At 68.9% G+C, this 24,692-nt stretch carries 29 protein-coding genes; 9 read left to right on the top strand and 20 right to left on the bottom strand.

Going from position 1 to position 24,692, the window contains the following annotated elements; all coding sequences use genetic code 11:
• Positions 1–13 precede the first annotated feature (13 nt).
• From glcF to WJM96_RS03655, 3 genes are read right to left on the bottom strand one after another with little or no spacing between them, the layout of a single operon-like run.
• Positions 14–1,315: a glycolate oxidase subunit GlcF gene (gene glcF / locus WJM96_RS03665; protein ID WP_424811064.1), complete on the bottom strand. Its 1,302-nt coding sequence runs from the start codon at positions 1,313–1,315 to the stop codon at positions 14–16.
• A gap of 9 nt (positions 1,316–1,324) precedes the next feature.
• A complete protein-coding gene (locus WJM96_RS03660; protein WP_424811063.1) occupies positions 1,325–2,494 on the bottom strand; it encodes an FAD-binding protein in 1,170 nt (389 codons plus the stop codon).
• A 47-nt stretch (positions 2,495–2,541) separates the two neighbouring features.
• Positions 2,542–3,981 carry an FAD-linked oxidase C-terminal domain-containing protein gene (locus WJM96_RS03655; RefSeq protein ID WP_424811062.1) on the bottom strand — a complete coding sequence of 480 codons (1,440 nt, stop codon included), beginning with the start codon at positions 3,979–3,981 and terminating at the stop codon, positions 2,542–2,544.
• Positions 3,982–4,064: 83 nt separating this feature from the next.
• Here WJM96_RS03655 and WJM96_RS03650 point away from each other — a divergent pair, with 83 nt between their 5' ends.
• Positions 4,065–4,415, top strand: a complete 351-nt coding sequence (locus WJM96_RS03650) for a hypothetical protein (RefSeq protein ID WP_424811061.1) — start codon at positions 4,065–4,067, stop codon at positions 4,413–4,415.
• Here WJM96_RS03650 and WJM96_RS03645 read toward each other — a convergent pair.
• The 4 genes from WJM96_RS03645 to argH form a co-directional block, all read right to left on the bottom strand.
• On the bottom strand, positions 4,412–4,822 hold the full coding sequence (locus WJM96_RS03645; RefSeq protein WP_424811060.1) for a YkvA family protein: 411 nt from the start codon (positions 4,820–4,822) through the stop codon (positions 4,412–4,414). The genes WJM96_RS03650 and WJM96_RS03645 overlap by 4 nt on opposite strands.
• A 54-nt stretch (positions 4,823–4,876) precedes the next feature.
• Positions 4,877–5,002, bottom strand: coding sequence for a type B 50S ribosomal protein L36 (gene ykgO, locus WJM96_RS03640; RefSeq protein WP_424811059.1), 126 nt, complete (start codon positions 5,000–5,002; stop codon positions 4,877–4,879).
• A 95-nt stretch (positions 5,003–5,097) separates the two neighbouring features.
• Positions 5,098–5,286 (bottom strand): lipoprotein, encoded by a 189-nt coding sequence (locus WJM96_RS03635; RefSeq protein WP_424811058.1) that lies wholly within the window; start codon positions 5,284–5,286, stop codon positions 5,098–5,100.
• Positions 5,283–6,611 (bottom strand): argininosuccinate lyase, encoded by a 1,329-nt coding sequence (argH, locus tag WJM96_RS03630; protein ID WP_424811820.1) that lies wholly within the window; start codon positions 6,609–6,611, stop codon positions 5,283–5,285. The genes WJM96_RS03635 and argH overlap by 4 nt, the downstream gene beginning before the upstream one ends.
• 144 nt (positions 6,612–6,755) lie before the next feature.
• Between argH and WJM96_RS03625 the strand changes: the two genes are divergently transcribed.
• Positions 6,756–7,235, top strand: a complete 480-nt coding sequence (locus WJM96_RS03625) for a TlpA family protein disulfide reductase (protein ID WP_424811057.1) — start codon at positions 6,756–6,758, stop codon at positions 7,233–7,235.
• Positions 7,236–7,991 (top strand): YggS family pyridoxal phosphate-dependent enzyme, encoded by a 756-nt coding sequence (locus WJM96_RS03620; protein WP_424811056.1) that lies wholly within the window; start codon positions 7,236–7,238, stop codon positions 7,989–7,991.
• A 5-nt stretch (positions 7,992–7,996) separates the two neighbouring features.
• Here the strand turns inward: WJM96_RS03620 and WJM96_RS03615 are convergent, their stop codons facing one another.
• From WJM96_RS03615 to WJM96_RS03600, 4 genes are read right to left on the bottom strand one after another with little or no spacing between them, the layout of a single operon-like run.
• Entirely contained in the window at positions 7,997–8,578 is a 582-nt protein-coding gene (locus WJM96_RS03615) for a transposase (RefSeq protein ID WP_424811055.1), read from the bottom strand.
• A 31-nt stretch (positions 8,579–8,609) separates the two neighbouring features.
• A complete protein-coding gene (arsB, locus tag WJM96_RS03610) occupies positions 8,610–9,644 on the bottom strand; it encodes an ACR3 family arsenite efflux transporter (RefSeq protein ID WP_424811819.1) in 1,035 nt (344 codons plus the stop codon).
• A gap of 41 nt (positions 9,645–9,685) precedes the next feature.
• Entirely contained in the window at positions 9,686–10,108 is a 423-nt protein-coding gene (gene arsC, locus WJM96_RS03605) for an arsenate reductase (glutaredoxin) (protein ID WP_424811054.1), read from the bottom strand.
• Entirely contained in the window at positions 10,105–10,461 is a 357-nt protein-coding gene (locus WJM96_RS03600) for an ArsR/SmtB family transcription factor (RefSeq protein WP_424811053.1), read from the bottom strand. Before WJM96_RS03600 ends, arsC begins: the two co-directional genes overlap by 4 nt.
• Before the next feature lie 48 nt (positions 10,462–10,509).
• Here WJM96_RS03600 and WJM96_RS03595 point away from each other — a divergent pair, with 48 nt between their 5' ends.
• Complete coding sequence (locus WJM96_RS03595) at positions 10,510–11,025, top strand: DUF6428 family protein (protein WP_424811052.1); 516 nt, start codon at positions 10,510–10,512, stop codon at positions 11,023–11,025.
• 12 nt (positions 11,026–11,037) lie between these two features.
• Here the strand turns inward: WJM96_RS03595 and WJM96_RS03590 are convergent, their stop codons facing one another.
• Positions 11,038–12,123 carry a PA0069 family radical SAM protein gene (locus WJM96_RS03590; RefSeq protein WP_424811051.1) on the bottom strand — a complete coding sequence of 362 codons (1,086 nt, stop codon included), beginning with the start codon at positions 12,121–12,123 and terminating at the stop codon, positions 11,038–11,040.
• A 192-nt stretch (positions 12,124–12,315) separates the two neighbouring features.
• Between WJM96_RS03590 and WJM96_RS03585 the strand changes: the two genes are divergently transcribed.
• On the top strand, positions 12,316–13,896 hold the full coding sequence (locus tag WJM96_RS03585; protein ID WP_424811050.1) for an ABC transporter substrate-binding protein: 1,581 nt from the start codon (positions 12,316–12,318) through the stop codon (positions 13,894–13,896).
• 27 nt (positions 13,897–13,923) lie between these two features.
• Here the strand turns inward: WJM96_RS03585 and WJM96_RS03580 are convergent, their stop codons facing one another.
• Positions 13,924–14,517: a YqgE/AlgH family protein gene (locus WJM96_RS03580; protein ID WP_424811049.1), complete on the bottom strand. Its 594-nt coding sequence runs from the start codon at positions 14,515–14,517 to the stop codon at positions 13,924–13,926.
• A gap of 97 nt (positions 14,518–14,614) precedes the next feature.
• On the opposite strand from WJM96_RS03580, the gene WJM96_RS03575 reads away from it, so the two are divergent.
• Positions 14,615–15,097, top strand: a complete 483-nt coding sequence (locus WJM96_RS03575; RefSeq protein WP_424811048.1) for a peroxiredoxin — start codon at positions 14,615–14,617, stop codon at positions 15,095–15,097.
• 176 nt (positions 15,098–15,273) lie between these two features.
• Entirely contained in the window at positions 15,274–15,531 is a 258-nt protein-coding gene (locus WJM96_RS03570; protein ID WP_424811047.1) for a hypothetical protein, read from the top strand.
• A gap of 21 nt (positions 15,532–15,552) precedes the next feature.
• Here the strand turns inward: WJM96_RS03570 and WJM96_RS03565 are convergent, their stop codons facing one another.
• From WJM96_RS03565 to WJM96_RS03555, 3 genes are all read right to left on the bottom strand, one after another.
• Complete coding sequence (locus WJM96_RS03565; RefSeq protein ID WP_424811046.1) at positions 15,553–16,794, bottom strand: Zn-dependent hydrolase; 1,242 nt, start codon at positions 16,792–16,794, stop codon at positions 15,553–15,555.
• A 218-nt stretch (positions 16,795–17,012) separates the two neighbouring features.
• Positions 17,013–18,509, bottom strand: coding sequence for a hypothetical protein (locus WJM96_RS03560; RefSeq protein ID WP_424811045.1), 1,497 nt, complete (start codon positions 18,507–18,509; stop codon positions 17,013–17,015).
• Between the two features lie 194 nt (positions 18,510–18,703).
• The gene (locus WJM96_RS03555; RefSeq protein ID WP_424811818.1) at positions 18,704–19,018 is read right to left on the bottom strand and encodes a hypothetical protein; all 315 of its coding nucleotides are present in this window, start codon (positions 19,016–19,018) and stop codon (positions 18,704–18,706) included.
• On the opposite strand from WJM96_RS03555, the gene WJM96_RS03550 reads away from it, so the two are divergent.
• On the top strand, positions 18,966–19,100 hold the full coding sequence (locus WJM96_RS03550; protein ID WP_424811838.1) for a hypothetical protein: 135 nt from the start codon (positions 18,966–18,968) through the stop codon (positions 19,098–19,100). The genes WJM96_RS03555 and WJM96_RS03550 overlap by 53 nt on opposite strands.
• 37 nt (positions 19,101–19,137) lie before the next feature.
• On the opposite strand, the gene WJM96_RS03545 is transcribed toward WJM96_RS03550, so the two are convergent.
• A complete protein-coding gene (locus tag WJM96_RS03545) occupies positions 19,138–19,611 on the bottom strand; it encodes a VOC family protein (protein WP_424811044.1) in 474 nt (157 codons plus the stop codon).
• Positions 19,612–19,763: 152 nt separating this feature from the next.
• Between WJM96_RS03545 and WJM96_RS03540 the strand changes: the two genes are divergently transcribed.
• Entirely contained in the window at positions 19,764–21,842 is a 2,079-nt protein-coding gene (locus tag WJM96_RS03540; protein WP_424811043.1) for an ATP-binding protein, read from the top strand.
• Positions 21,843–21,846: 4 nt separating this feature from the next.
• Here the strand turns inward: WJM96_RS03540 and WJM96_RS03535 are convergent, their stop codons facing one another.
• The 3 genes from WJM96_RS03535 to WJM96_RS03525 are packed head-to-tail and all read right to left on the bottom strand — an operon-like array spanning position 21,847 to position 24,601.
• Positions 21,847–23,115, bottom strand: a complete 1,269-nt coding sequence (locus WJM96_RS03535; protein ID WP_424811042.1) for a TRAP transporter large permease — start codon at positions 23,113–23,115, stop codon at positions 21,847–21,849.
• Positions 23,112–23,603 carry a TRAP transporter small permease gene (locus WJM96_RS03530; protein WP_424811041.1) on the bottom strand — a complete coding sequence of 164 codons (492 nt, stop codon included), beginning with the start codon at positions 23,601–23,603 and terminating at the stop codon, positions 23,112–23,114. The genes WJM96_RS03535 and WJM96_RS03530 overlap by 4 nt, the downstream gene beginning before the upstream one ends.
• Positions 23,600–24,601, bottom strand: coding sequence for a TRAP transporter substrate-binding protein (locus tag WJM96_RS03525; protein WP_424811040.1), 1,002 nt, complete (start codon positions 24,599–24,601; stop codon positions 23,600–23,602). Before WJM96_RS03525 ends, WJM96_RS03530 begins: the two co-directional genes overlap by 4 nt.
• Positions 24,602–24,692 lie beyond the last annotated feature (91 nt).

The raw sequence follows: 24,692 nt of genomic DNA, 5'->3' as shown, positions 1-24,692 counted from the left end.
AAGCTAGAACGATTCAGCCTCTCAATAAAGCTGGCTTCGGCCCGCCCGCCATCCAGTCCAGCAGCTGCACCGTGTGCACCACCGGCAGCGCGTCACCCGAAAGCTGGGTGATGCAGCCGATATTTCCCGCCGCGACCAGGTCCGCCTTCGTCTTCGCGATGTTGCCGAGCTTGCGCTCGCGCAGCTGCCCCGCGATCTCGGGCTGGAGGATGTTGTAGGTGCCCGCGCTGCCGCAGCAGATATGGCCCTCGGCGGGCTCCTTCACCTGGAAGCCGGCGCGCGTCAGCAGCTCCTTCGGCAGCGAGGTGATCTTCTGCCCGTGCTGCAGCGAGCAGGCGGAGTGGTAGGCGACGGTGAGCGCCGGCGCCTCGCGCGTCGGCGCATAGGCGAACTTCGCGAGCACTTCCGTGACGTCCATCGCGAGCGACGCCACGCGCGCGGCATCCTCGGCATCGGGCTCCTCGCGGAACATGAAGCCGTAGTCCTTCAGCGTGGTGCCGCAGCCCGAGGCGTTCACCACGATCGCGTCCAGCCCCTCGCCCGCGATCTCCGCGCTCCAGGCGTGGATGTTCGCGCGCGCGGCCGCCATGGCGCGGTCGTGATGGCCCATGTGGTGCGTCAGCGCGCCGCAGCAGCCCTGGCCGGGCGTGATCACCACCTCGATCCCCATGCGCGTCAGCAGGCGGATGGTGGCGGCGTTGATCTCGGGGTCGAGCACCTTCTGCGCGCAGCCCGTCAGCAGGCCCACGCGCCCGCGCCGCGTGCCCTCCGCGCGATGCACCTGGGCCTCCTGCGCCGGCAGCGGCGCGGGCAGGCTGGCGGGCGCGAGCGCGAGCATGCCGCGCAGCCGCTGCGCCAGCATCGACTGCCCCGGGATCAGCGCGCGGAGCGGCCGCGCCAGCGCGGCGGCGCGCAGCGAGAGGCGGAACAGCTTCGGGTTCGGCAGCACGCGCGCCAGCACGCCGCGCAGCATCCGCTCCGGCCAGGGGCGCGTGTAGGTCTCCTCGATGTAGCGGCGCGCGTGGTCCACCAGGTGCATGTAGTTCACGCCCGAGGGGCAGGTCGTCATGCAGGAGAGGCAGGAGAGGCAGCGGTCCACGTGCCGCACCTCCAGCTCGGAGGCGGGGCGGTTTTCCTCCAGCATGTCCTTGATGAGGTAGATGCGTCCGCGCGGGGAATCGAGCTCGTCGCCCAGCAGCAGGAAGGTCGGGCAGGTGGCGGTGCACATGCCGCAATGCACGCAGGTGCGCAGGATCCGGTTGCTCTCGGCCGTATCCGGATCGCGAAGCTGCTCGGCGGTGAAGCTGGTCTGCATGGGTTCTTCCTACGCCCGCATGCGGCCGGGGTTGAGCACCCCTGCCGGGTCCAGCACCGCCTTCACGCGGCGCGAGAGAGCCGCAAGCGGCAAGGGTTCGTCGGGAAGCACGGGAACGCTGGCGGCCAGCGAGGCTGGCGCGCGGAAGAGGGTGAAGGTGCCGCCCGCATTCGCCGCCGCCTGCATCACGGCGCCATGCGAATGCGCCGTCGCCGGACCGGCAACCCAGACCAGCCCGCCGCCGCAGTCGAGCAGCAGCTTCGCCGCGAAAGCCGCTCGCAGCGCGGCCACAGCCCCAGGAGCCTCGGACGGTGCGAGCGACAGGCGCCACACCGCCTCATCGGGCGCCGCGTCCAACGGCTCGGCATCGCGGATGGATCGCCACAGCGCGCGCGGATCCTCGACGGTGGAGATGTCGCCATGCCGCGCCAGATCCTCGCGCAAGCGACCGAGCCGGTAGGTGACGCTCTCCGCGAAATCCTCGATGCGCACGAAGGCCGTCACGGCCTCGCCATCGATCCGCAGCGCCGCGCCGCTCACGCCATAGGGCGAGCCGAGCGCGGCGCTCAGCGCCGCCACGCCGGCGGCCGCGTCGGGAACGGCGATCGCGAGCGTGCCCGTTGCCTCGGCGGCGGGAAGCACCTTCAGCGAGATCTCCGTCAGCACGCCGAGCGTGCCATGCGCTCCGCTGAGCAGCTTGCAGAGGTCGAGCCCCGTCACGTTCTTCAGCACGCGCCCGCCCGAGCGGAAGATCTCGCCCCCGCCCGTCACGGCCACGATGCCCAGCACGTGGTCGCGCATCGCGCCCCACATGATGCGGCGCGGGCCGGACAGGTTGGTGGAGACGACGCCGCCCAGCGTCGCCGGAACCTCCGTCCCGTAGAGCGCGCGGAGGTCCGGCGGCTCGGCGACGATCTGCTGGCCATGCTCGGCCAGCGCGGCCTCGATCTCGGGGATGGGCGTGCCGGCGCGCGCGCGGATCATCAGCTCCGTCGGGCGATAGAGCGTGATGCCGGTGAGGTTGCGCGTGGAGAGCGTGCGCGCGGCCTGCACAGGCCGCAGCATGGCCCGCTTGGTGCCCTGCCCTTCGATGGCCAGCGGCTCGCGCGCCGCCGTCGCGCGCGCGACCTCGGCAGCCAGCGCCTCGTCCGTTTCCGGGGCGATGACTTCGCTGGACATCCGGTTCAGCTCTCCGCGCCCTTCGGCGCTCCGACCATCGGATGTCATCACGCCGCGATCTTCGGATTGTCGTCGAGGGGAAAGACCTTCGCCGTGTTCAGCAGCCATTCCGGATCGAAGGCCGATTTCAGCGCGCGCTGCAGCCGCAGCTCGTCGCGCGTGAACTGCGAGGTCATGAGGTCGCGCTTCTCCACGCCCACGCCGTGCTCGCCGGTCAGGCAGCCGCCCACCTCGACGCAGAGCTTCAGGATATCGGCGCCGAAGGCCTCGGCGCGGCGAAAGCTGTCCGCATCGTTGGCGTCGAACATGATGAGCGGATGCAGGTTGCCGTCGCCCGCGTGGAACACGTTCGCGACGCCGAGCCCGTACTGCACAGACATCTCGCCGATGCGCTTCAGCACATGCGGCAGTTCGCCGGTCGGGATGGTGCCGTCCATGCAGAGATAGTCGGGGCTGATGCGCCCCACGGCGCCGAAGGCGCCCTTGCGCCCCTTCCAGATCGCGGCCGATTGCTCCGCGCTCTCCGCGACCTTCATGCTGATCGGGTCGAACTTCGCGCAGATGCCGCGGATGCGGTCCAGCAGCATGTCCTGCTCGGCGATGCTGCCCTCGACCTCGATGATGAGCATGGCCTCGGCGTCCAGCGGATAGCCGGCATGGGCGAAGGCCTCGCAGGCATGGATGCAGGGGCGGTCCATGAACTCCAGCGCCACGGGGATGATGCCCGAGCCGATGATGGCATCCACCGCCGCACCCGCGATCTCCACGCTCGAGAAGGCGGCGAGCATCGCGCGCGCGCCCTCCGGCCCGCGGAGGATGCGCACCGTCACCTCCGTCACCATGCCGAGCTGGCCCTCGCTGCCCGTGATGAAGCCGAGCCAGTCGTACCCCGCCGCATCCAGGTGCTTGCCGCCGATCTCGATCACCTCGCCCTCGATGGTGACGAAGGTGAGGCCCAGCAGGTTGTTCGCCGTGACGCCGTATTTCAGGCAATGCGCGCCGCCCGAGTTCATCATCACGTTGCCGCCGATCATGCAGGCGAGCTGGCTGGACGGGTCGGGCGCGTAGAAGAAGCCGTCGCCCTCCACCGCCTTGGTGATCCCGATATTGGTCACGCCCGCGCCCACGATGGCGTAGCGGTCCTCGTAGTTGATCTCGCGGATCGCGTTCATCCGCATGAGGCCCACCACCACCGCATCGGCCAGCGGCAACGCCCCGCCGGACAGCGAGGTGCCGGCACCGCGCGGAACCACGCGGATGCCGTTCGCGTGGCAGTAGCGCAGCACGGCGGCCACCTCCCCGGTCGTGCGCGGCAGCACGACAGCGAGCGGCACCTGGCGGTAGGCGGAGAGCCCATCCGTCTCATAGGGGCGCAGCCGAACGGGCTCGCCGATCACGGCGTCGGCCGGGACCAGGCGCGCGAGGTCCGCGAGGATGGCGTCGCGCCGGGCCAGGATCTCGGGCTTGGGAGCCGGAAGGGGAATCATGGGTGAAATCCGGACGTCTTTGCGAAAAGATGTCGCCGGGGGGCGCGGGGTGCAAGCGGCCGCCCGACATGGAAGGAACCGACATGCTCCGCTTCGCCCTGGCCGCGACCATCCTCGCCGGCGCCCTGCCCGCCGCCGCCCAGCGCGCAGGCGCCTACGCGGTGGAAGGGCGCGGCGCCGATGGCACGACCTATGTCGGCGCGGTCAACCTTCAGCCGACCGGGCCGCAGACCTGGCGCGTCACCTGGCGGGTGGGGGGCGAGACGGCGCGCGGCGTGGGCTTGACCATGCGCAACACGCTTGTGGTGGGCTACGTGCTGAGCAACGAGGTCGGCGTGGCGTCCTACGAAGTGCAGCCGGATGGCCGGCTCGTGGGCCGCTGGACGCAAGGGCTCGGCGGCGCCGTCGGCAGCGAGGTCTGGCTCCCGCGCTAGCCGGCGAGCCATTGCCAGAGCAGCACCAGCACGCCCAGCCATATCGCCAGCAGCGCCGTGCCGATCGCCGCCGCGGCCACCAGCGGGCGGCGCAGCCAGCGCGCGATCGCGGCATCGGCCCGGCGCGCCGAATCGGCCTCCACCGCCGCCGGCAGCGCGCCGGCGATGAGCGAGACGGCCAGCGGCACGATCAGCAGGTCGTCCACCACGCCCAGGAGGGGCACGGTGACCGGCACGAGGTCGATCGGGCTGAGGAGATAGAGGCCGGCGGCCAGGCTCGCGGCCCTGAGATGCCAGGGCGTCGCCGGATGGCGAAATGCGAACCAGAGAAGAAGGGCTTCCCGCCGGAAGGCGAGGAAACGCCGCTTGAGGAATCCCGGGCGCGGCAGGGATGCGGTGGCGATCATGCCGCGCGATATGGGGATGCGACCCGCCCGGCAAAAGCACCGGGCGGCAGGGGTTTAGCCCTGGCGCGCCTTGAAGCGGGGGTTCTTCTTGTTCAGCACGTAGAGGCGGCCACGGCGGCGCACCACGACGCAGTTCTTGTCGCGCGCCTTGGCGGACTTCAGGCTGTTGCGGATCTTCATGACGCGGACTCACGAAAGACAAGAAAGGATACGGGGCAGACGACGCCTGCCCCGGGGAGGCGCCGAAATAGTCGCAGGCGCCCGCAGAGTCAACATCATCGCGGCGCCACGCCGGGCGGAATGCCCAGCGCGCGCGTCCGCGCGACCTCGCGATCCTCGGCCGTCGGGGCCGGGTAGCTGCGCGGGTAGGTGATGGCCTCCTGCGGGCCCGGGGGCCGGGGCGGGCCGACGCGCCCGCAGCCCGCCAGGGACACAGCCGCCAGCAGGATCAGCGCGGACCTCATGCCAGTCGCTCCTTCCATTCCTTCACCATGGCCCGCACGTTGTCGGGGGCGGTGCCGCCATAGGAACGGCGGGAAGCCACCGAGGCCGCCGGGCTCAGCACGCCAAAGACGCTCTCGTCGATCCGGGGCTCCACCTCGCGCATCTCCACGATGGTGAGGCCCGAGAGGTCCACGCCCATCCCTTCCGCCTTGGCGACCAGCCGGCCCGTGACGTGGTGGGCGTCGCGGAACGGCAGCTTCAGCTCGCGCACTAGCCAGTCGGCGAGGTCCGTCGCGGTGGAGAAGCCCTCGCCCGCCGCCGCCGCCATCTTCGCGATGTTGGGCTGCATGTCGCGCACCATCGCGGCCGTGGCGGCGAGGCAGAGGGTCAGGTTCTCGGCCGAGTCGAAGACGCCTTCCTTGTCCTCCTGCAGGTCCTTCGCATAGGTCAGGGCCAGGCCCTTCACCACCGTCAGCAGGCCCACGAGGTTGCCCGTCATGCGCCCCGTCTTGCCGCGCACCAGCTCGGCCGCGTCGGGGTTGCGCTTCTGCGGCATGATGGAGCTGCCGGTCGTCAGCCCGTCGCTCAGCTTCACGAAGCCGAAGGACGGGTTGGTCCAGATCACGATCTCCTCGGCGAGGCGCGAGAGATGCGTGGCGCAGATCGCGCAGGCGGCCAGGAACTCCATCGCGAAGTCGCGGCTGCCGACGCCGTCCAGGCTGTTGCGCGTGGGCCGGTCGAAGCCCAGGGCCTTCGCCGTCTCGTGCCGGTCGATCGGGAAGCCCGTGCCGCACATGGCGGCCGAGCCCAGCGGGCACTCGTTCAGCCGCGCGCGGGCATCGAGCATGCGGCCCCGGTCGCGCCAGAGCATCTCGGCATAGGCCAGCATGTGGTGGCCGAAGGTGGTGGGCTGCGCGGGCTGCAGGTGGGTGTAGCCGGGCATGATGGTGCCCGCATGCTCCTCGGCGCGGGCGACCAGGGCCTTCACGCAATCGAGCATCTGCGCCGCCAGCCCGTCCATCGCGTCGCGCGTCCAGAGGCGGAAGTCGGTGGCCACCTGGTCGTTGCGGCTGCGCGCGGTGTGCAGGCGCTTGCCGGCCTCGCCGATGCGCTCGGTCAGGCGGGCCTCGATGTTCATGTGGACGTCTTCCAGCGCCTCGGACCATTCGAAGCCGCCGGCCTCGATCTCCTGGGCGATGGCGGCGAGGCCCTCCTTGATCGCGGCCTCGTCAGCCGAGGAGATGATCCCCACATGCGCCAGCATGGCCGCATGGGCCAGGCTGCCGTTGATATCCTGGCGCCACATCTTGGCATCGAAGCCGATCGAGGCATTGATGGCCTGCATGATGGCCCAGGGGCCTTCGGCGAAGCGGCCGCCCCATTGCTGGTTGGTGTTCGTGTCGTTGGGAATGGACAAGGGAGTACCGCTTCCGTGCTGATGTCGCGCCGCAGGCTGACCCGGGCTGGCATGCTCGTAGCCCCCGCCATTATGGCGACGCAAGCCGCGCTGGCTGCGGCCGGCCCGGAGCGCCTGCGCGAGGACACCAAGCCCCTGGCGCCCTTCACCTTCCAGGACGCCGACGGAAACGAGAAGACCGCCGCCGATTTCGCCGGCCAGGGGCTGGTCCTGAACTTCTGGGCCACCTGGTGCCCGCCCTGCGTGGCCGAGATGCCGGCCCTGGAGAAGCTGGCCGCCGCCCTCGCCGCAGATCGGGTGGCCGTGCTGCCCCTTTCCTCCGACCGGGGCGGCAAGCCGGTGGTGGAGGCCTTCTACCAGCGCGTGGGGCTGACGGGCCTCGGCATCTGGCTGGACCCGCGCGGCGCCGGCGCCCGGGCCCTGGGCGCGCGCGGCCTGCCGACCACCGTGATCGTGGACCGCGCGGGCCGGGAGCGGGCGCGGCTCGAAGGCGACGCCGCCTGGGACCGCGCGGACATGGTCGCCGCCGTGCGCCGGCTGGTGACGCCCTGAATGCCGAGCGCTGAGGACCGGGCCCGCTTCGGCGAGGACCCGCAGGCGAGCTTCGCGGCCAACCTGGCCGATGTGCGCGCCCGCATCGCCGCCGCCTGCGCCCGCGCCGGGCGCGACCCCGCCGGGGTGCGGCTGCTGCCCATCACCAAGACCGTGCCGCCGCACATCCTGCGCCTCGCCTACGCGGCCGGCATGGGGGAGATGGGCGAGAACAAGATCCAGGAGGCCGTGGGCAAGACCGAGGCGCTGGCGGACCTGCCGATCCGCTGGAGCATCGTGGGGCACCTGCAGTCCAACAAGGCCAAGTATCTCGCCCGCTTCGCCGTGGAGTTCCACGCGCTGGACAGCCTGAAGCTCGCGGCCGAGCTGAACCGGCGCCTCGAGGCGGAGGGGCGCGACCTCGACGTCTTCGTGCAGGCCAATACCTCGAGCGAGGAGAGCAAGTTCGGGCTGGAGCCGGCGGAAGTCGCGGATTTCGTGAAGCGGCTGGGCGAGTTTCCCCGCCTGAGGCCGCGCGGGCTGATGACGCTCGCCATCTTCAGCCAGGACATGGCCAAGGTGCGGGAATGCTTCCGCATCCTGCGCCGCCTCAGGGACGAGACGGGGCTGGAGCACCTGTCGATGGGCATGTCCGGCGACTACGAGGCGGCCATCGAGGAGGGCGCCACCATCGTGCGCGTGGGCCAGTCCATCTTCGGGGCGCGGCCGGCGGGGAGCGGGCCTTACTGGCCGGGGTATATCCCCGGCACGGGGTAAGGCGCTCATACCCAGATCGCCTTGATCATGCGCGGGATGCGGCGGCGCCCGCCCGCGACGCCGATGCATTTCCCGAGCGACTTCAGATAGCCGAGGACGGCGTTCAACTGCCCGCGCGTCCGCGGAATGTCGCGCGGAATCGGCATGGCGAAGAGCTTTTCGGACAAATCCGGATCGGGACACATCCAGGGCGGGGCCGGCAAAGCGCGGGTCAGCTTGAGGCGCCGGGCCAGGACGATGAGCGGAAGGCCCCGGAGGCGGATGGCGCGGCGGGTCGCGCGGCAGATGATGCGCGTGAGGGAGTGGAGCGGATGGCCGGGCGGGCTCGCCGCGAGAGTTCTAAGAAGACGTTCCCACAGGCCCGCATGGGTGAGGCGGCGGAAGCAGCGCGCGACGCTGGCGGGGTTGCCGTATCCGGGCGGGAGTTCGCGCCAGGGGCCGTCGGTGGCGGCAACGCGGAAGATGGCGTCGAGCTGGGCGCGGCGGTCGCAGGGGCGGCCGCTGGCGGAAGTGTGGGGGAGAAGGGCGCGGAGGGCGGCCCATTGGGCATCGGTGAGTGGGGAGTGGGGGATGCGGAGCGAGGCCATCGTCGGGATATAAGACAATTATCCTATATCTTCAACGAAAACCCGCCCCCCGCTCGTACCACCCCCTCGTTCGCCGCACGATGTGAACGACGGAAAGCATCACCGGCACCTCGATCAGCACGCCCACCACCGTCGCCAGCGCCGCGCCGGACTGGAAGCCGAAGAGCGCGATGGCCGTCGCGACCGCGAGCTCGAAGAAGTTGCTTGCCCCGATCAGCGCCGAGGGCCCGGCCACGCACCATTCGACGCCGAGCTTCCGGTTGAGCCAGTAGGCCAGCCCCGCGTTGAAATAGACCTGGATCAGGATCGGCACGGCCAGCAGCGCGATCACGGCCGGCTGGCGGATGATCTGCTCGCCCTGCAGGCCGAAGAGCAGCACCAGCGTCGCCAGCAGCGCGAGCAGCGACCAGGGGCCGAGGCGCCGCAGCGTGGCCTCCAGCCGCGCCGGCCCGCCCCGCGCCAGCAGCGACCGGCGCCAGAGCTGCGCCACGATCACCGGCACCACGATGTAGAGCACCACCGAGAGCAGCAGCGTGTCCCACGGCACCGTGATGGCCGAGAGCCCCAGCAGCAGCCCCACCACCGGCGCGAAGGCCACCACCATGATGAGGTCGTTGAGCGCGACCTGCCCCAGCGTGAAATGGGGCTCGCCCTCCACCAGGTTGGACCAGACGAAGACCATGGCCGTGCAGGGCGCCGCCGCCAGCAGGATCAGCCCGGCCATGTAGCTGTCGATCTGGTCGGCCGGCAGCCAGGGCCGGAAGAGCGTGCCGATGAAGAGCCAGCCCAGCAGCGCCATGGAGAAGGGCTTCACCAGCCAGTTCACGCCGACCGTCGCGGCGATCCCCTTCCAGTGCGCCCCGACCTGGCCGAGGGCGGCCAAGTCGATCTTGAGCAGCATCGGCACGATCATCAGCCAGACCAGCACCGCGACGGGCAGGTTCACCTCCGCCACGGTCGCGTCGCCCAGCGCATGGAAGAGGCCCGGCACCGCCTGCCCCAGCAGGATCCCGGCCAGGATGCAGAGCGCGACCCAGAGCGTCAGGTAGCGTTCGAAGAGGCCCATGGCGGGCGCGGCCGGCCTTGCCGGCGACAGCGCGGCGTCGCTCACGGGGCGGGCCGCCGGCCGGATGCGTCCACCACGACTTCCCCGTCCTCCTTGGCGAAGGCGCCGAGCTGCGGCGGCAGCAGGTCGAGAACCGCCTCGGACGGCCGGCACAGGCGCACGCCCTTGGGCGTCACGACGATGGGGCGGTTGATGAGGATGGGGTGCGCCATCATGGCGTCGAGCAGCTGGTCGTCCGTCAGGGCAGGGTCGCCGAGGCCGAGCTCCGCATAGGGCGTGCCCTTTTCCCGCAGCAGGTCACGCACGGAGATGCCCATGCGCGCGATCAGCGCCAGCAGCTCGGTACGGGAAGGCGGGGTCTTGAGATACTCGATGACCCGCGGCTCGACCCCGCTGTTGCGGATCAGCGCCAGCGTGTTGCGCGAGGTGCCGCAATCCGGGTTGTGGTAGATGGTCGCGCTCATGCCCCGGCCTCCACCGGCGGGCAGGCGCAGGCCGAGAGCGCCGCGACGGCGGGCGCGCAGACCTCGGGCCGCCCCTGGCAGCAATCCCGCATCAGGAAAGCGATCAGCCCCGAGAGCGCGTCGAAGCTGGCCGAGTAGCGGATCGACCTGCCCTCGCGGCGGGACCGGACCAGCCCGGACTGCTCCAGATGGCTGAGATGGAAGGAGAGGCGCGAGGAGGCGGCCTCCAGCTCCTCGCCGATCGCACCGGCGGGCATGCCGTCGGGCCCGGAACGGACCAACAGGCGCACGATGCGCAGGCGGGTTTCCTGCGCCAGGGCGGAGAGCGATTCGAGGGCTTGCGTTTCGTTCATGGTTCATCTCAATATCTCAAGAGACATCGAAATGAAAGAGGCTCCGTGATGAATGCCCCTGCCCTTCCCCTCACGCTGGATCTCCACGGCGATGCGTCGCTCGGCGCGTTCCTGGGCCTGCTGGCCGCCCATGAGGGGCGGAAGCTCGTGATCTCCTATGGCGGCCGGCTGATCCAGCCGGGCTATCACGTCACCGAGGTGAAGGCGGGCAGCTTCGTGACGCTCGACTGCGGCGGAAATCCCGATTCCTGGCGCGAGACGATCCTGCAGGTGGAGGATCTGCCTGCGTCGGAAAAGACGCCCGAGCACATGACCGTCGGCCGCTTTCTGGCGATCCTCGACAAGGTGGCGCAGCGCGTGGCGCTCGACCCCTCCGCACGGCTGACCTTCGAGGTCGGGCCGGCGGGGGAGCCGATGCAGGTCTTCGATGCCGGCACCGTCTCGATCGAGGCGGACCGGGTTCTGCTGCGGCTCGCCGCGCGGCCGGCCATCTGCAAGCCGCGGCATCGTGCCGAACAGGAGGCGGCCCCCGCCTGCTGCGCGCCCCAGAGCAAATGCTGCTGAGGCCGGGCCGCGCTACAGCAGCGCCAGCTGCCGGTCGTCCGCCCGCCCGTTGAACTGCGAGCAATCCAGCGGCTTCGCCCACATCCGCTGGCCGATCCCGGCACGCTTCACCGCCAGCTGGAAGCGCTGCCCCAGCACGCCGGCATAGACGCCCTCGCCCGACTGCCGCTGGCCGAAGGTGCTGTCGTAGAGCTTGCCGCCGCGCGTCTGCCGCACCAGCGCCAGCACCTTGGCCGCGCGGTCGGGGAAGTGCTGGTGCAGCCATTCCTCGAAAATCTGCTTCAGCTCGTGCGGCAGGCGCAGCAGCACATAGCCCGCGCTGTCCGCCCCCGCGCGGGCGCTCGCCTCCACGATGCGCTCCAGCTCGGCGTCGTTGATGCCGGGGATCATGGGCGCGGCCAGCACCGCCACCGGCACGCCGGCCGCGGAAAGCTGGCGCACCGCTTCCAGCCGCCGCACCGGGCTCGCGGCGCGGGGCTCCATCACCCGGGCCAGCCGCGCATCCAGCGTGGTAATGGAGACGCAGACCCGCACCAGGTTCTTCTTGGCCATGCGCGCGAGGATATCGAGGTCCCGCAGCACGCCGGCCCCCTTGGTCACGATGCTCAGCGGGTGGTTGAAGCGCTCCAGCACCTCCAGGATACGGCGCGTCAGGCCCTGGGTGCGCTCCACCGGCTGGTAGGGGTCCGTGTTGGCGCCCAGCGTCACCGGCTTCGGCACGTAGCCGGGCTTGGAGAGCTCCCGCGCCAGGATCTCGGGCATGTCGGGCTTGAAGAGGATCTTGGTCTCGAAATCGAGGCCGGGCGACAGACCGACATAGGCGTGGCTCGGCCGGGCGAAGCAATAGACGCAGCCGTGCTCGCAGCCCCGATAGGGGTTGAGCGAGCGGTCGAAGCCGATATCCGGGCTGTCATTGTAGGTCAGCGCCGATTTCGCGGCCTCGCGCGTCAGCTCCGTGCGCAGCGGCGGGATGTCCTCGACCAGCGAGCCCCAGCCGTCGTCGAAGGCTTCCGCCACCTGCGTCTCGAAACGCACATGGGGGTTGGAGACCGCGCCGCGGCCCTTTTGGGCCAGGGGATAATGAGCACCGTCGGGCATGACCGTGTTCTCTGTCTGTTCACGACGAACCCTGCCTTCCATGCCCAGGCACGTCAAGAACAAAAAGTGAATATACCCCTGGCCCGCGAAGCTTGTTGCATGCCGCGCATCCGCCCTGTCTCATGCCCGCCGAGCGCCGAAGCGCGCCACGCCAGTCCCGGCCGTCATCCTCTGAATGGCTGGGAGAGTTTCATGCATCGCCGTAGCCTGCTCGCCGCCGGGGCTTCCACCCTCGCCGCGCCCGCCTTCGCGCAGCCCGCGAATTCCCGCGTGGTGCGGTTCGTGCCGCAATCCGACCTCACGGTCATCGATCCGGTGATCACCACGGCCTATGTGACGCGCAACCACGCGCTGCTGGTCTACGACCAGCTCTACGGCTACGACGCCAACCTGAACCCCACGCCCCAGATGATCGAGGGCCACACCCTCGAGGACGACAACAGGCGCTGGACCTTCCGCCTGCGGGAGGGGCTGAGGTTCCATGACGGCACGCCGGTGCGCGGCGCCGACTGCATCGCCTCCATCAAGCGCTGGGCGGCGCGGGATTCGCTCGGCCAGGCGATGATGGCGCGCCTGGCGGAGATGACGACGCCGGACGACCGCACCTTCGTCATCCGCCTCAACCGCCCCTACGGGCCGATGCTGCACACCTTGGCGAAGATCGGCCCTTCCGCGCTCTTCATCATGCCCGAGCGCATCGCGAACGGCACCGACCCCTTCACCCAGATCCGCGAGGTCGTGGGCTCCGGCCCCTTCCGCTGGAAGCCGGACGAGCGCGTGGTCGGCGCCCGCGTGGTCTATGAGCGCTTCGCCGACTACAAGCCGCGCGCCGACCAGCCCATCGCCTGGTCCGGCGGGCCGAAGATCGCGCATTTCGACCGCGTGGAATGGACCGTGATGCCCGACGCCGCGACCAAGGCTGCGGCGCTCGCCAACGGCGAGATCGACTGGTGGGAGAACCCCCCGAACGACCTGATTCCCCTCCTCCGCCGCTCGCGAGATATCCAGATGGACAATGCGAGCCCGCTCGGCACCGTGGGCAGCGGCATCTTCAACTGCCTGCACCCGCCCTTCAACAACCCCGCGATCCGCCGCGCCGTGGTGGGCGCCATGTCCCAGGCCGACTTCATGATCGCGGCCGCGGGGACGGAGCCCGGCATCTACCGCGACAATGTCGGCATCTTCACCCCCGGCACGCCGCTCGCAAACGACGCGGGCATGGAGATCATCACCCGCCCCCGCGACATCGAGCGCTCGAAGCGGGAGCTGCGCGAGGCCGGCTACAATGGGGAGCGCGTGGTGCTCATGGGCGCCTCCGACCAGCCGGCGCTGACCGCGCTCTCCGAGGTCGGGCACGACCTGCTGAAGAAGCTCGGCATGAATGTCGACTTCCAGGTGATGGACTGGGGCTCCGTCGTGCAGCGGCGCGCGAGCAAGGAGCCGATCGACAAGGGCGGGTGGAGCATGTTCCACACCACCTGGTTCGGCATCGATAGCGTGAACCCTCTCGGCTACCAGGTGCTGCGCTCGAACGGCGAGAATGCGTGGTTCGGCTGGCCCAATGCGCCGAGGGCCGAGGAACTGCGCATGGCCTGGATCGACGCGCCGGACCTGGACAGCCAGAAGCGCATCGCGTCCGACTTCCAGCGCGAGATCCTGCAGCAGGCGACCTACCTGCCGACGGGCCAGTACTTCAGCAAGACGGCCTACCGGAAAAGCATCACCGGCGTGCTGGAAGGCATCGTCGCCTTCTGGAATGTGAGAAGAACCTAGTTTCCGCCCCCGGAGGCCGGGCGCGGGTTACGCGTGCCCGGCTTCGCCGGACAGCAGGCCCGGGTCGATCTTCAGCTTGGCCATGGCACGGGCCCAGCGCGTCTCGTCCTCGCCGCCGAAGAGCAGGTCCTCGTCGGCCTCGACGCAGAGCCAGTCGTTGCGCAGCAGCTCGTTCTCCAGCTGGCCCGCGCCCCAGCCGGCATAGCCGAGCGCCAGCACGCCCTGGCGGGGGCCGCCCCCGGAGGCGATCGCCTTGAGGATGTCGATGCTGGCGGTGAGCGCGTAGCCGCCTTCGACGGGCAGCGAGCCTTCGGTCTTCCACTCGTCGCTGTGCAGGACGAAGCCGCGGCTTTCCTCGACCGGGCCGCCGTTGACCAGGCGAATGACGCGCTGCGGCGGCTGCGGCTCCACCCCCACCTGGCGCAACAGGCCCTCGAAGCTCAGGGTCGGGATCGGCTGGTTGAGGATGAGGCCCATCGCCCCGCCTTCCGAATGGGCGCAGAGGCAGATGAGGCTGCCCGCGAAATTCGGGTCCCGCATGTTGGGCATGGCCACCAGGAGCTGCCCTGCGAGGCTGGTCGGGGCGGCGGGGGGCGCCGCGTCCTTGTCTTGCTGTCCCATGGCGCATCATGTGGCCGCGAGGGCGGGCGGGCGCAAGCGTGACAGGCCCCCGGAAATCGCGGATGCTCCCGGCCTCACTCATTCGGAGGCAACGCGTATGACGATCAAGGTCGGCGACAAGATCCCCTCGGCCAAGCTGATGGAAGCCACGGCCGATGGCCCGAAGGAGGTCACGACCGATGAGCTCTTCGCCGGCAAGACCGTCGTGCTCTTCGGCGTCCCCGGCGCCTTCACGCCGACCTGCTCGGCCAAGCACCTTCCCGGCTTCATCACCAACGCCGCCGCCTTCACGGCCAAGGGCGTGGACACCGTGGCCTGCATGGCGGTGAACGACGTCTTCGTCATGGGTGCCTGGCGCAAGGACCAGGGCGTGAAGGACGAGGTGGTGATGCTGGCCGATGGCGGCGCGGCCTTCACCAAGGCGCTCGGCCTGGAGTTCGACCTGACGGCGCGGGGCCTCGGCGTCCGCGTGCAGCGCTTCGCCCTGGTGGCGAAGGATGGCGTGGTCACGCACATCGCCGTCGAGGCGCCGGGCGCCTTCGAAGTCAGCAACGCGGAAAGCGTTCTGGCGGCGCTCTGATTCCTTAGCGCCTCGACGCCGGGCGGCGGCCTCCGCCGCCTTGGCTTCCCTTCGGACTCGCTGATCTTTTGAGGCCGCTCCTGCCATCGGCCCGGCCGATGGCGCGGTTCGGCGCTTTCACTTGGCGAAGGCCCGCGCGCTCCCCCTACCCTGCCGGCCTGGGAAGGGAGAGAAGCATGCCACGACATCGCGCGCATTTCTGGGCGGGCCTCGCCGCCGGCGCCATCCTCGCGGGCTCGGCCGCCTTCGCGCAGAGCGCCGTCACGCTGATCCGGGGCGAGACCTACGGCCTCATCATCGGCAATACCGCGACGATCTACTGCACCCTCGCCAACGGCCAGCCGCGCCGCGGCAGCGAACCGACCGTGCAGCAGACCCCGGCGACCATCGGCGGCGTGCCGATGCGCCAGATCCATGTGACTTGCTTCAATTGACCCTCGGGCGGCGGATGGCGCTCACCTGTTCGCGCGGGCGACCACCGCTTCGAACAGCACCTGGCAGCCGGCCTCCGCCTCCTCCGGCAGGATGCTCTCGGCCTCGTTGTGGCTGAGGCCGTCCTTGCAGGGGGTGAAGATCATCGCCGTGGGGATCAGCCGCGCCACATAGACCGCGTCATGCCCCGCGCCCGAGATGATTTCGCGCGCCGGATAGCCCAGCCGCGCGGCCGCCTGGCGCACGAGGTCCACGCATTCCTTGTCGAAGGGCTGGGCGGGGATGACGAAGAGCTCCTTCAGCTCCAGCGAACAGCCGGTGGCCTCCACCAGCGCCTTCGCCGCTGCCGGGAAGGACTTGGCGATGCCCTCGATCTCGGCGCCGTCGGGGTGGCGGAACTCGATGCTGAAGCGGACCTCGCCGGGGACGACGTTGCAGCTGTTGGGGAAGACCTGCAGGCGGCCCACCGTGCCGCGGCCGTCGTCGCCGCGGGCGCGCATCATCTCGTCCACCTTGGCGATCACGCGGGCGGCGGCCACCAGCGCGTCCTTGCGGGTGGAGGGGGGCGTGGTGCCGGCATGCGCGTCCTGGCCGGTGATCACGGCGTCGTACCAGACCTGCGCCTGGGCGCCGGTGACGATGCCGATCTGCTTACCCTCGCGCTCCAGGAAGGGGCCCTGCTCGATGTGCAGTTCGAAATAGGCGTCGGCCGGGAAGGGCCTGGCGGGGTGCGGGCCCTTGTAGCCGATGGCATCCAGCGCCTCGCCGACGGTGATGCCGTCGAGATCCTTCAGGGCATAGGTCTTGGCCTGGTCGTAGACGCCGGCCCAGACGCCGCTGCCCATGAGGGAGTGGCCGAAGCGGCTGCCTTCCTCATCCGTCCAGTTCACGAGCTCGATGGGGGCTTCGGTCTGGATGTTGAGGTCGTTGAGCGTGCGCATGACCTCGAGGCCGGCGATCACGCCCAGCGCGCCGTCGAATTTTCCCCCGGTGGGCTGGCTGTCGAGATGGCTGCCGAGGAGGACGGGCTTGCGCGTGGGGTCGCGGCCCTCTCGCCGGCCAAACATGTTGCCGATGGCATCCACGCGGACGGTGAGGCCGATGGCCTCGCACCATTCGGTGAAGCGCTGGCGGCCGGCCTTGTCGACCTCGGTGAGGGTGAGGCGCTTCACGCCGCCCTTGGGCGTGGCGCCGATCTCGGCCATCGCCATGAGGGTGTCCCAGAGGCGGGTGCCGTTGATGCGCTGGTTGGTGGTGGGGTTCATGGGCTGGGTTTTAGGGGAGGATGGGTAGGAGTGGGAGTGGAGTGAGGTCCGCTTCGGCCCATCATGATCCTTCTGGCTGTTCGAAATTGACAACGGAAACCGACACTCGCTCGTAAAGGTTCAACGGAACCACCAAGTCATGACGAATATGCCAATCGGCCGAGCGGCCGTGAGGACGGTGCTGGCTAGCTGCTTGAAGGCTGCAACATTGCCCTCGCCTAGAAGCGGCCGGTGGGCAGACGAGCAGTCTCTTTGACGATTTCCTCCAGGCGGTCATCACCGCGCAGCATTGCGTTCAAGTGACGCTCCAGGTGATCATCGTAGCTCAGATCCATGATTGGCGCCCCTCCACCACAGATGACGCGATTGTAGTCGGTGACGTAGCGACTCCGGAAGGAGATCCGTCCAGTCACCGACTGCAGCTTTCCGTCGATCTTCGCCGAGCCGTCGTCTAACTCGCCGCGGGTAATGAAATACTTGCCGTCAACGATGCCATATTCCTCCCAAAAATAAGAAAAGGGGCCTTGTCCCAACCCAATCTCAGCGATGTGATTTTCTGTATTTTTATAAATACCGGTAGGCGGCAGCGGCGCGATATCAAGCAAAACAAAGCTATATTTGTATGATGCAGAGTTAACCGCGGCGATCCGTCGAATTCGCATCTCATCGTCGTTCATCACAAGGATGCCACCCGACATTGAGGCGGAACTGATGTGCAAGTTGCAGTTGCCTCGCGTCCACCAGATGGGGGTTCCATCTTCGAACTCGAGCGGCTGCTTCAACAGTATCTCTAGTCGCTGCTGTATGTCGGCGGGATCATCGAACCACTCGATACCCCGGACCCCAGGAAACGCGTCGGCGAAACGCTTAGCGAACAGGATGGTACTGTGCTCACCCTCTAGCGACGGTCGCTTCGGCTCGGCCGCAATTGCAGCCGCCCGGGCCTCGAGCCTGATCGCAGCGTCCAAAACCAGTTCCGACAGCAGCAGTTGGTCACTCGAACTTAGTGGACCGGGTTCGCCCCGCCCTCTGCGGCGTGTGGCGTACCGACGGCTTAGGTCACCAAGTTGGGCACGTCGGTCATGAAGCATCATGGTCAGGCAGTCGGCGCCGACATTTACGTCGTACTCTGCCCCTGGATCACCGTCGCCATCGTCCTCGAGATATTGTACCATGGCGGCGTGGCGCATGATCGCTTTTGGAGCTGGATCCTCGCGATCGTCGAAAGGTTTGAGCGCCTCATCGCCGAGTGCGTTGGCAGCGAGATAGACGTTGCGCTGCTTCTGCGCGAACCTCACACATCCCAACACTAGTCGCTCAGCAATCTTTCGGCTACCAGCGCTCGGTAAGCCGTCAATTAACTTGCCCTCGAGCAGATCGTAAAATACATTGACTGTAAAGAATTCTGAAGTACCGTCCTTGTGAGCGTCAGCTGCAACCTCAAGCGCGGTTGCCGCGACCACGCTGCATATGAGCTCCTGTCGGTCCCGCCGCAATAGACGACCCAGCCTATCCTCGAGCTCGATCTTCTTTGCAAGCAATCGTTCGATCCACTTGGCGCGATCGACACCGTCCGGGAGTTCGGGCATCACGACGACGAGATCGACGTCGCTCTTATGGCTAAACTGCTCCCCGTCACGGTAGATCAGACTGCCGAACACATAGACGCCGCTTGGTCGGAGTTCGGCCGCAACATCATTGGCCCAGTGCCCCAAAAGCGCAATCGTCTCGGTTATGATATTTGCAGGCAGGGTTGCCCCCTCTTGTTATTCGATATGCACGAACACGCTGCGGACCATTAAAGAGGACAGTCTCCTTGAGCGGAAGCCTCCTTCGAACGAGAAATTACAAATTTCTGCGATGATCCATCAATATCATTCTCAGGAAATAGTTATAATCTTCCTTTTATTCATGCTATGGAATCTTCCATTCTTAAATATATCTTTAGAAGTGGACATATCGGCCTCGGCTCCAATAGATCACTCCATACCCGGTAGTTCACCGCCCCTACCTCGGCTGCAACAACAACGCGAACCCCGGAATATACGTGGTCAGCATCAGCACGATCAGCATCACCACGATCTGCGGCCAGATCGCCCGCGCGATCCGCGCCAGCGAGAGGCCGCTGATCGCCATCCCCACGAAGGCAGTAGCCGATCGGCGGCGCCGCCATGCCGATCGCGACGTTCGTTACGATGACCGCGCCGAAATGCACCGGGTCCACCCCAAAGCGCTGCGCGATGGCGATCAGCATCGGCCCCAGCACCACCATGATGGCGATCTCGTTCCATCACGGCCGCCAGTAGGAAGAAGGGCGCCCCGCATCGCGCGGCGCCCCGCCGCTCACCCCCGGCGCGCCCTCTCGATCGCCGCCACGTCGATCTTCCCCATCTCCATCATCGCCTCGAAGGCACGCCGGGCCTCCTCGCCGCCGGCCGCCAGCGCCTCGGTCAGCACGCGCGGCGTGATCTGCCAGGAAATCCCCCAGCGGTCCTTGCACCAGCCGCAGGCGCTCTCCTGCCCGCCATTGCCGGTGATGGCGTTCCAGTAGCGGTCCGTCTCCTCCTGGTCCTCGGTCGAGATCTGGAAGGAAAAGGCCTCGCTATGCGTGAAGGCGGGCCCGCCATTGAGGCCGAGGCAAGGGATGCCCGCCACGGTGAACTCCACCGTCAGCACGTCGCCGGCCTTGCCGGCGGGATAGTCGCTGGGGGCGCGATGCACCGCCGTCACGGCGCTGCCGGGGAAGACGCCGGCATAGAAGCGCGCGGCGGCCTCGGCCTCCTTATCGTACCAGAGGCAGATCGTGTTCCGGGGCATTTCCTGTCCTTCCCTGTGACCTGGCGGGAAGATGGGCCCGCCGGGAAACGGTTCCACCCCGGCCCGCCTTCGGGCAAAACAGGCCGGGCGACCTTTCCGGCCCTGCCACGTTAGGCATCATCACAACACCCGTGACGCAGAGCCCCCAGCCCGTGACCCACGCCCCCCCGGCGCCGGAATCTCCCGCCGATGCCCTGGCCCGCAGCGAGGCGCGCTACCGCGCGCTGTTCGAAGCCATCGACGACGGCTTCTGCATCATCGAGTTCATCGACGGCCCGCGCGGCCCCCTCAGCGACTACCGCCATATCGAGGCCAATAGCGGCTACGCGCGCCACACCGGCATCGCGGACATCGTGGGCAAGACGGTCTACGACGTGGCGCCCAGCGACGGCGCCGCCTGGGTCGATCTCTACGGCGAGGTGCTGCGGACCGGAAAGCCCCTCCGCTTCGAGCGCGAGTTCCGCGACGCCGGCCGCCATATCGAAGTCTCGGCCGCCCGGGTGGAGCCCGCCTCCCTCCACCAGGTCTCCGTCCTGTTCCGCGACATCACCCATCGCAAGCGGGCCGAGGCCGCGCTCCATGCCAGCGAAGCCGTGGCGCGGGAGGCGGTGCAGCGCGTGCAGCTCGCGCTCGCCGCCGGGGCCATCGTCGGCACCTGGCTCTGGGACATTCCGAACGACCGCCTTACGGCAGACGAGGCCTTCGCGCGCGCCTTCGGGCTGGACCCCGCGCTGGCGAGCCGCGGCTTCACGATGGCCCAGGTCCTCGAAAGGGTGCATCCCGACGACCGCCCCGGCCTCGACGCCGCCATCCGGCAGGCGGTCGAACGCGGCGGGCCCTACGCCCACCAGTACCGGACCCGCCGCGCGGATGGCAGCTATTCCTGGCTGGAAGCCAACGGCCATGTGGACAAGGGCGCCGACGGCCGCGCGATCCAGTTTCCCGGCGTGCTGCTCGACATCGACGACCGCCGCAAGCTGGAGGCCGAGCGCGACCGCGCGATGGAGATGCTTCGCCGCCTCAACGAGACGCTCGAGCAGCGCGTGGCGGAAAAGACGGCCGAGCTGATGGCCGCCGAGGAAGCGCTGCGCCAGTCCCAGAAGATGGAGGCGGTGGGGCAGCTCACCGGCGGGCTGGCGCATGATTTCAACAACCTGCTCGCGGGCATCTCCGGCTCGCTCGACATGATGCAGACGCGCATCCAGCAGGGCCGCATCGGCGAGCTGGACCGCTACATCATCGGCGCGCAGGGCGCGGCCAAGCGCGCGGCGGCGCTGACGCACCGGCTGCTCGCCTTCTCCCGCCGGCAGACGCTCGATCCACGGCCGACGGACGTGAACCGCCTCGTCGCCAGCATGGAGGAGCTGATCCAGCGCACCGTGGGCCCGCAGATCGAGGTCGAGACGGTGGCCAAGGGCGGCCTGTGGCCGACGCTGGTGGACCCCAACCAGCTCGAGAACGCGCTGCTCAACCTCTGCCTCAATGCGCGCGACGCCATGCCCGACGGCGGCAAGATCACCATCGAGACGGGCAATCGCTGGCTGGACGACCGCAGCGCGCGGCAGCGCGACCTGCCGGCGGGGCAGTACGTCTCCATGTGCGTGTCCGACACGGGCACCGGCATGACGCCCGACGTGATCGCCAAGGCCTTCGACCCCTTCTTCACGACGAAGCCCATCGGCGTGGGCACGGGCCTCGGCCTCTCGATGATCTACGGCTTCGCGCGCCAGTCCGGCGGGCAGGTGCGGATCTACTCGGAGGTCGGCAAGGGCACGATGGTCTGCATCTACCTGCCCCGCCACCACGCCGAAGCCACGGCCGAGATGGCGCTGGAGCCGGAGATCTCCCCGGCCGCGACCTCGCAGAAGACCATCCTCATCGTGGATGACGAGCCCCTGATCCGCATGCTGATCGTGGGGCTCGTGGCCGATCTCGGCTACACCCCGCTCGAAGCGGGGGACGGCCCGCGCGCACTGAAGCTGCTGCGCTCCGGTGTGCCGATCGATCTGCTGGTGACGGATGTCGGGCTGCCGAACGGCATGAATGGCCGCCAGGTCGCCGATGCGGCGCGCGAGCTGCGGCCCGGGCTGAAGGTCATCTTCGTGACGGGCTACGCCGAGAACGCGGTCATCAGCCACGGGCACCTGGACCCGGGGATGCAGGTCGTCACGAAGCCCTTCGACATGACCGCGCTCTCGAACCGCATCCGCATGACGGTCGAGGAGGATTAGCCGCCTATCTCGGCTGCAGGAGAAGCGCGAAGCCGGGGATGTAGGTCGTCAGCATCAGCACGATCAGCATCACGATGATCTGCGGCCAGATCGCCCGCGCGATCCGCGCCAGCGAGAGCCCGCTGATCGCCATGCCCACGAACAGGCAGTAGCCGATCGGCGGCGCCGCCATGCCGATCGCGACGTTCGTCACGATGATCGCGCCGAAATGCACCGGGTCCACCCCGAAGCGCTGCGCGATGGCGATCAGCATCGGCCCCAGCACCACCATGATGGCGATCTCGTCCATCACGGCCGCCAGCAGGAAGAAGGCCAGGTTCAGCGAGGCCAGCGCCAGCCACTTGTTGCCCAGGCTATCGGCCATCCAGGCCGCGAAATCGACCGCGATCCGCTCCTGCGCCACCAGCACGCCGAAGCCGACCGAGACCGCGATGATCGAGGTCACCATCGCGCTCGTCCGCGCGGAGCGGATGAAGAGCTCCGGCATCGCGCGCAGGCTCAGCGTGCCGCCCAGCAGCCCCACCACCAGCGCATAGACGCAGGACATGGCGGCCGCCTCGGTCGGCGTGAAGACGCCGCCATAGATGCCGCCCAGCACGAAGACCGGGGAGAGCAGCGCCCACTTGCCCGCATTCACCGCGCGCCAGACCTCGCCCCAGCTCGCGGCCGCCTGCCTGGGCACGCCATGGCGCCGCGCATGGAACCAGCAGATGCCGATGAGGCCGGCGCCGATGGCCAGGCCCGGGATCACGCCCGACAGGAAAAGCCGCCCGATGGATTGCTCGGCGACGATCCCCCAGATCACGAAGGCGATGGAGGGCGGGATCAGCGGCCCCAGCACGCCGGCGGACACCGCGATGGAGGCGGCGAAAGCCTTGTCGTAGCCCGCCCTCACCATGGCCGGGATCATGATCCCGCCGATGGCCGCCGTGGTCGCGGGCGCCGAGCCCGAGATGGCGGAGAAGACCAGCGCCGCCAGCACGGTCACGATGGCGAGCCCGCCCGTGCGGTGCCGCACCAGCGTGGACGCCACGTCCACCAGCCGTTGCGAAAGCCCGCCCGCCGTCATGATCTCGCCCGCCAGCATGAAGAGCGGGATGGCGAGCAGGCTGAAGGATTGCGAGCCCGCGATGAACTGCTGCGCGAGGAAGGCGGGCTCGATATCCGCCACCGCCAGCGAGCCCATGGTCACCAGCGCGATGGCGATGGCGAAGGGCACGGCGCAGATGACCAGCGCGGCGAAGCCGCCGGTCAGGAGGAAGGTGACGCTCATGCCTCGGCGGTCGCGACGGGCGGCGGCGCGGGCAGCGCGATGCGTCCCAGCGCGAAGAGGCAGACGAGGCCGCCGGCGATGGGTGCCATCACGTTCAGGATCTCGATGGGATATTCCATGGCGGCCGAGGTGCTGCCCGCCGTGAACTCCATGAAGCGCAGCCCCGACCAGGCGAGATAGGCGCCGAGCGCGGCCGTCAGCAGGTTCACGCCGGCCTCCCACGCCACCGCTGCCCGCGGCGGGAAGCGGTCTGTCAGCAAGGTGAGCCGCACGTGGAAGCCCTCGCGCACGCCGAGCGCGAGCCCGCCCATCGTCGCCCAGGAGAAGGCGAGCAGCGCCAGCTCCTCCGACCACGCCAGCGCGTGGGAGAAGACGTAGCGCATCACCACCTGCAGGAAGATGAGCACGAGCATCGCCGCCGTGGCAACGATCAGGCTCCAGCGCAGCAGCGCGGCGAGCGCGCCGAGGCCCGCCGCGATGGCTTTCACGAGCGCGACGCCGCCAGGGCTTCCTGCACGACGTCGGCGCCGATGGCGCCGCGGAACTGCTCGTACATGGGCAGCACGGCCTGGCGGAACTCGGCGGGGTTGGCGATGGTGTTCACTGCCATCCCCTTGCCGCGAAGCCCTTCGGCGATGGCGCGGGCGTTGCGGATGGAGGCTGCGCGCTGCGCCGCCGTCGCCGCGATGCCGGCGTCGCGCACCACCTGCTTCAGGTCGGCGGGCAGGCGGTCGAAGCTGCGCTTGGCGATGAGCAGCGCGATCATCGAATAGATGTGGTTGGTGAGCGAGAGATACTTCGTCACCTCGTTGTACCGGTTGGCATCGATGACCGCGAGCGGGATCTCCAGCCCATCCACGGTGCCCTGCTGCACGGCGGTGAAGGTCTCGCCCCAGGCCATCGGCACGGCCGTACCGCCGAGCGCGGTGTACATGCCCACATAGATCGGGCTCTGCAGCACGCGGAACTTCACGCCGCGCAGATCCGCCGGATGCACGATGGGGCGGACGTTGTTGATCATCTGCCGGAAGCCGCCCTCCATGTAGCCGAGGTTGACGACGCCGCGCGTCTCCAGCCGCTGCGCGAGGCTGTTGCCCATCGCCCCGTCCAGGCCGCGCTGCGCGGCCGCCTCGTCGGCGAAGAGGAAGGGCATGTCGTTGATCTGGAACGCCGGCTCCACCTGCGCGATCACGGCATTCGTGATGACGCCCATATCCACGGTGCCGAGGCGCATGCCGTCCAGCATCGGCCGCTCGTCGCCCAGCGCGCGGTTGGGGAAGAGCTGCACGTCCAGCCGGCCGTTGGAGCGCTTCTCGGCCTCTTCCTTGAAGAAGCGCGCGCCGGTCGCATAGGGGTCGTTCGCGCCGTCGCCCGTCGTCCAGCCCAGCCGGAGCACCGTGCGCGCCTGCGCCTGCGCACGGCCGACGATGGCGAAGCCGGCGCCGGCCAGGAAGGCGCGGCCCAGCGGGCGGCGAGAGACGAGCATGGGACGATCCTCAACACATGGTTGTTGTTGCGGCGAACCATGGCGGCGGTCCGCGATGCCGTCAAACCCATGCCTTGCCCCATGGCGCGCG

The sequence above is a fragment of the Roseococcus sp. YIM B11640 genome, assembly GCF_049727625.1.
Classification (GTDB): Bacteria; Pseudomonadota; Alphaproteobacteria; order Acetobacterales; family Acetobacteraceae; genus Roseococcus.
Note: the sequence above shows the minus strand (reverse complement) of the source record. Positions and strands in the feature narration are given on the sequence as shown.

Bases quoted from the DNA above. Each gene is read 5' to 3' on its own strand.
- glcF (WP_424811064.1), bottom strand. From the start codon at position 1,315: ATGCAGACCAGCTTCACCGCCGAGCAGCTTCGCGATCCGGATACGGCC.
- WJM96_RS03660 (WP_424811063.1), bottom strand. From the start codon at position 2,494: ATGTCCAGCGAAGTCATCGCCCCGGAAACGGACGAGGCGCTGGCTGCC.
- WJM96_RS03655 (WP_424811062.1), bottom strand. From the start codon at position 3,981: ATGATTCCCCTTCCGGCTCCCAAGCCCGAGATCCTGGCCCGGCGCGAC.
- WJM96_RS03650 (WP_424811061.1), top strand. From the start codon at position 4,065: ATGCTCCGCTTCGCCCTGGCCGCGACCATCCTCGCCGGCGCCCTGCCC.
- WJM96_RS03645 (WP_424811060.1), bottom strand. From the start codon at position 4,822: ATGATCGCCACCGCATCCCTGCCGCGCCCGGGATTCCTCAAGCGGCGT.
- ykgO (WP_424811059.1), bottom strand. From the start codon at position 5,002: ATGAAGATCCGCAACAGCCTGAAGTCCGCCAAGGCGCGCGACAAGAAC.
- WJM96_RS03635 (WP_424811058.1), bottom strand. From the start codon at position 5,286: ATGAGGTCCGCGCTGATCCTGCTGGCGGCTGTGTCCCTGGCGGGCTGC.
- argH (WP_424811820.1), bottom strand. From the start codon at position 6,611: ATGCAGGCCATCAATGCCTCGATCGGCTTCGATGCCAAGATGTGGCGC.
- WJM96_RS03625 (WP_424811057.1), top strand. From the start codon at position 6,756: ATGGCGACGCAAGCCGCGCTGGCTGCGGCCGGCCCGGAGCGCCTGCGC.
- WJM96_RS03620 (WP_424811056.1), top strand. From the start codon at position 7,236: ATGCCGAGCGCTGAGGACCGGGCCCGCTTCGGCGAGGACCCGCAGGCG.
- WJM96_RS03615 (WP_424811055.1), bottom strand. From the start codon at position 8,578: ATGGCCTCGCTCCGCATCCCCCACTCCCCACTCACCGATGCCCAATGG.
- arsB (WP_424811819.1), bottom strand. From the start codon at position 9,644: ATGGGCCTCTTCGAACGCTACCTGACGCTCTGGGTCGCGCTCTGCATC.
- arsC (WP_424811054.1), bottom strand. From the start codon at position 10,108: ATGAGCGCGACCATCTACCACAACCCGGATTGCGGCACCTCGCGCAAC.
- WJM96_RS03600 (WP_424811053.1), bottom strand. From the start codon at position 10,461: ATGAACGAAACGCAAGCCCTCGAATCGCTCTCCGCCCTGGCGCAGGAA.
- WJM96_RS03595 (WP_424811052.1), top strand. From the start codon at position 10,510: ATGAATGCCCCTGCCCTTCCCCTCACGCTGGATCTCCACGGCGATGCG.
- WJM96_RS03590 (WP_424811051.1), bottom strand. From the start codon at position 12,123: ATGCCCGACGGTGCTCATTATCCCCTGGCCCAAAAGGGCCGCGGCGCG.
- WJM96_RS03585 (WP_424811050.1), top strand. From the start codon at position 12,316: ATGCATCGCCGTAGCCTGCTCGCCGCCGGGGCTTCCACCCTCGCCGCG.
- WJM96_RS03580 (WP_424811049.1), bottom strand. From the start codon at position 14,517: ATGGGACAGCAAGACAAGGACGCGGCGCCCCCCGCCGCCCCGACCAGC.
- WJM96_RS03575 (WP_424811048.1), top strand. From the start codon at position 14,615: ATGACGATCAAGGTCGGCGACAAGATCCCCTCGGCCAAGCTGATGGAA.
- WJM96_RS03570 (WP_424811047.1), top strand. From the start codon at position 15,274: ATGCCACGACATCGCGCGCATTTCTGGGCGGGCCTCGCCGCCGGCGCC.
- WJM96_RS03565 (WP_424811046.1), bottom strand. From the start codon at position 16,794: ATGAACCCCACCACCAACCAGCGCATCAACGGCACCCGCCTCTGGGAC.
- WJM96_RS03550 (WP_424811838.1), top strand. From the start codon at position 18,966: ATGCCGATCGCGACGTTCGTTACGATGACCGCGCCGAAATGCACCGGG.
- WJM96_RS03545 (WP_424811044.1), bottom strand. From the start codon at position 19,611: ATGCCCCGGAACACGATCTGCCTCTGGTACGATAAGGAGGCCGAGGCC.
- WJM96_RS03535 (WP_424811042.1), bottom strand. From the start codon at position 23,115: ATGAGCGTCACCTTCCTCCTGACCGGCGGCTTCGCCGCGCTGGTCATC.
- WJM96_RS03525 (WP_424811040.1), bottom strand. From the start codon at position 24,601: ATGCTCGTCTCTCGCCGCCCGCTGGGCCGCGCCTTCCTGGCCGGCGCC.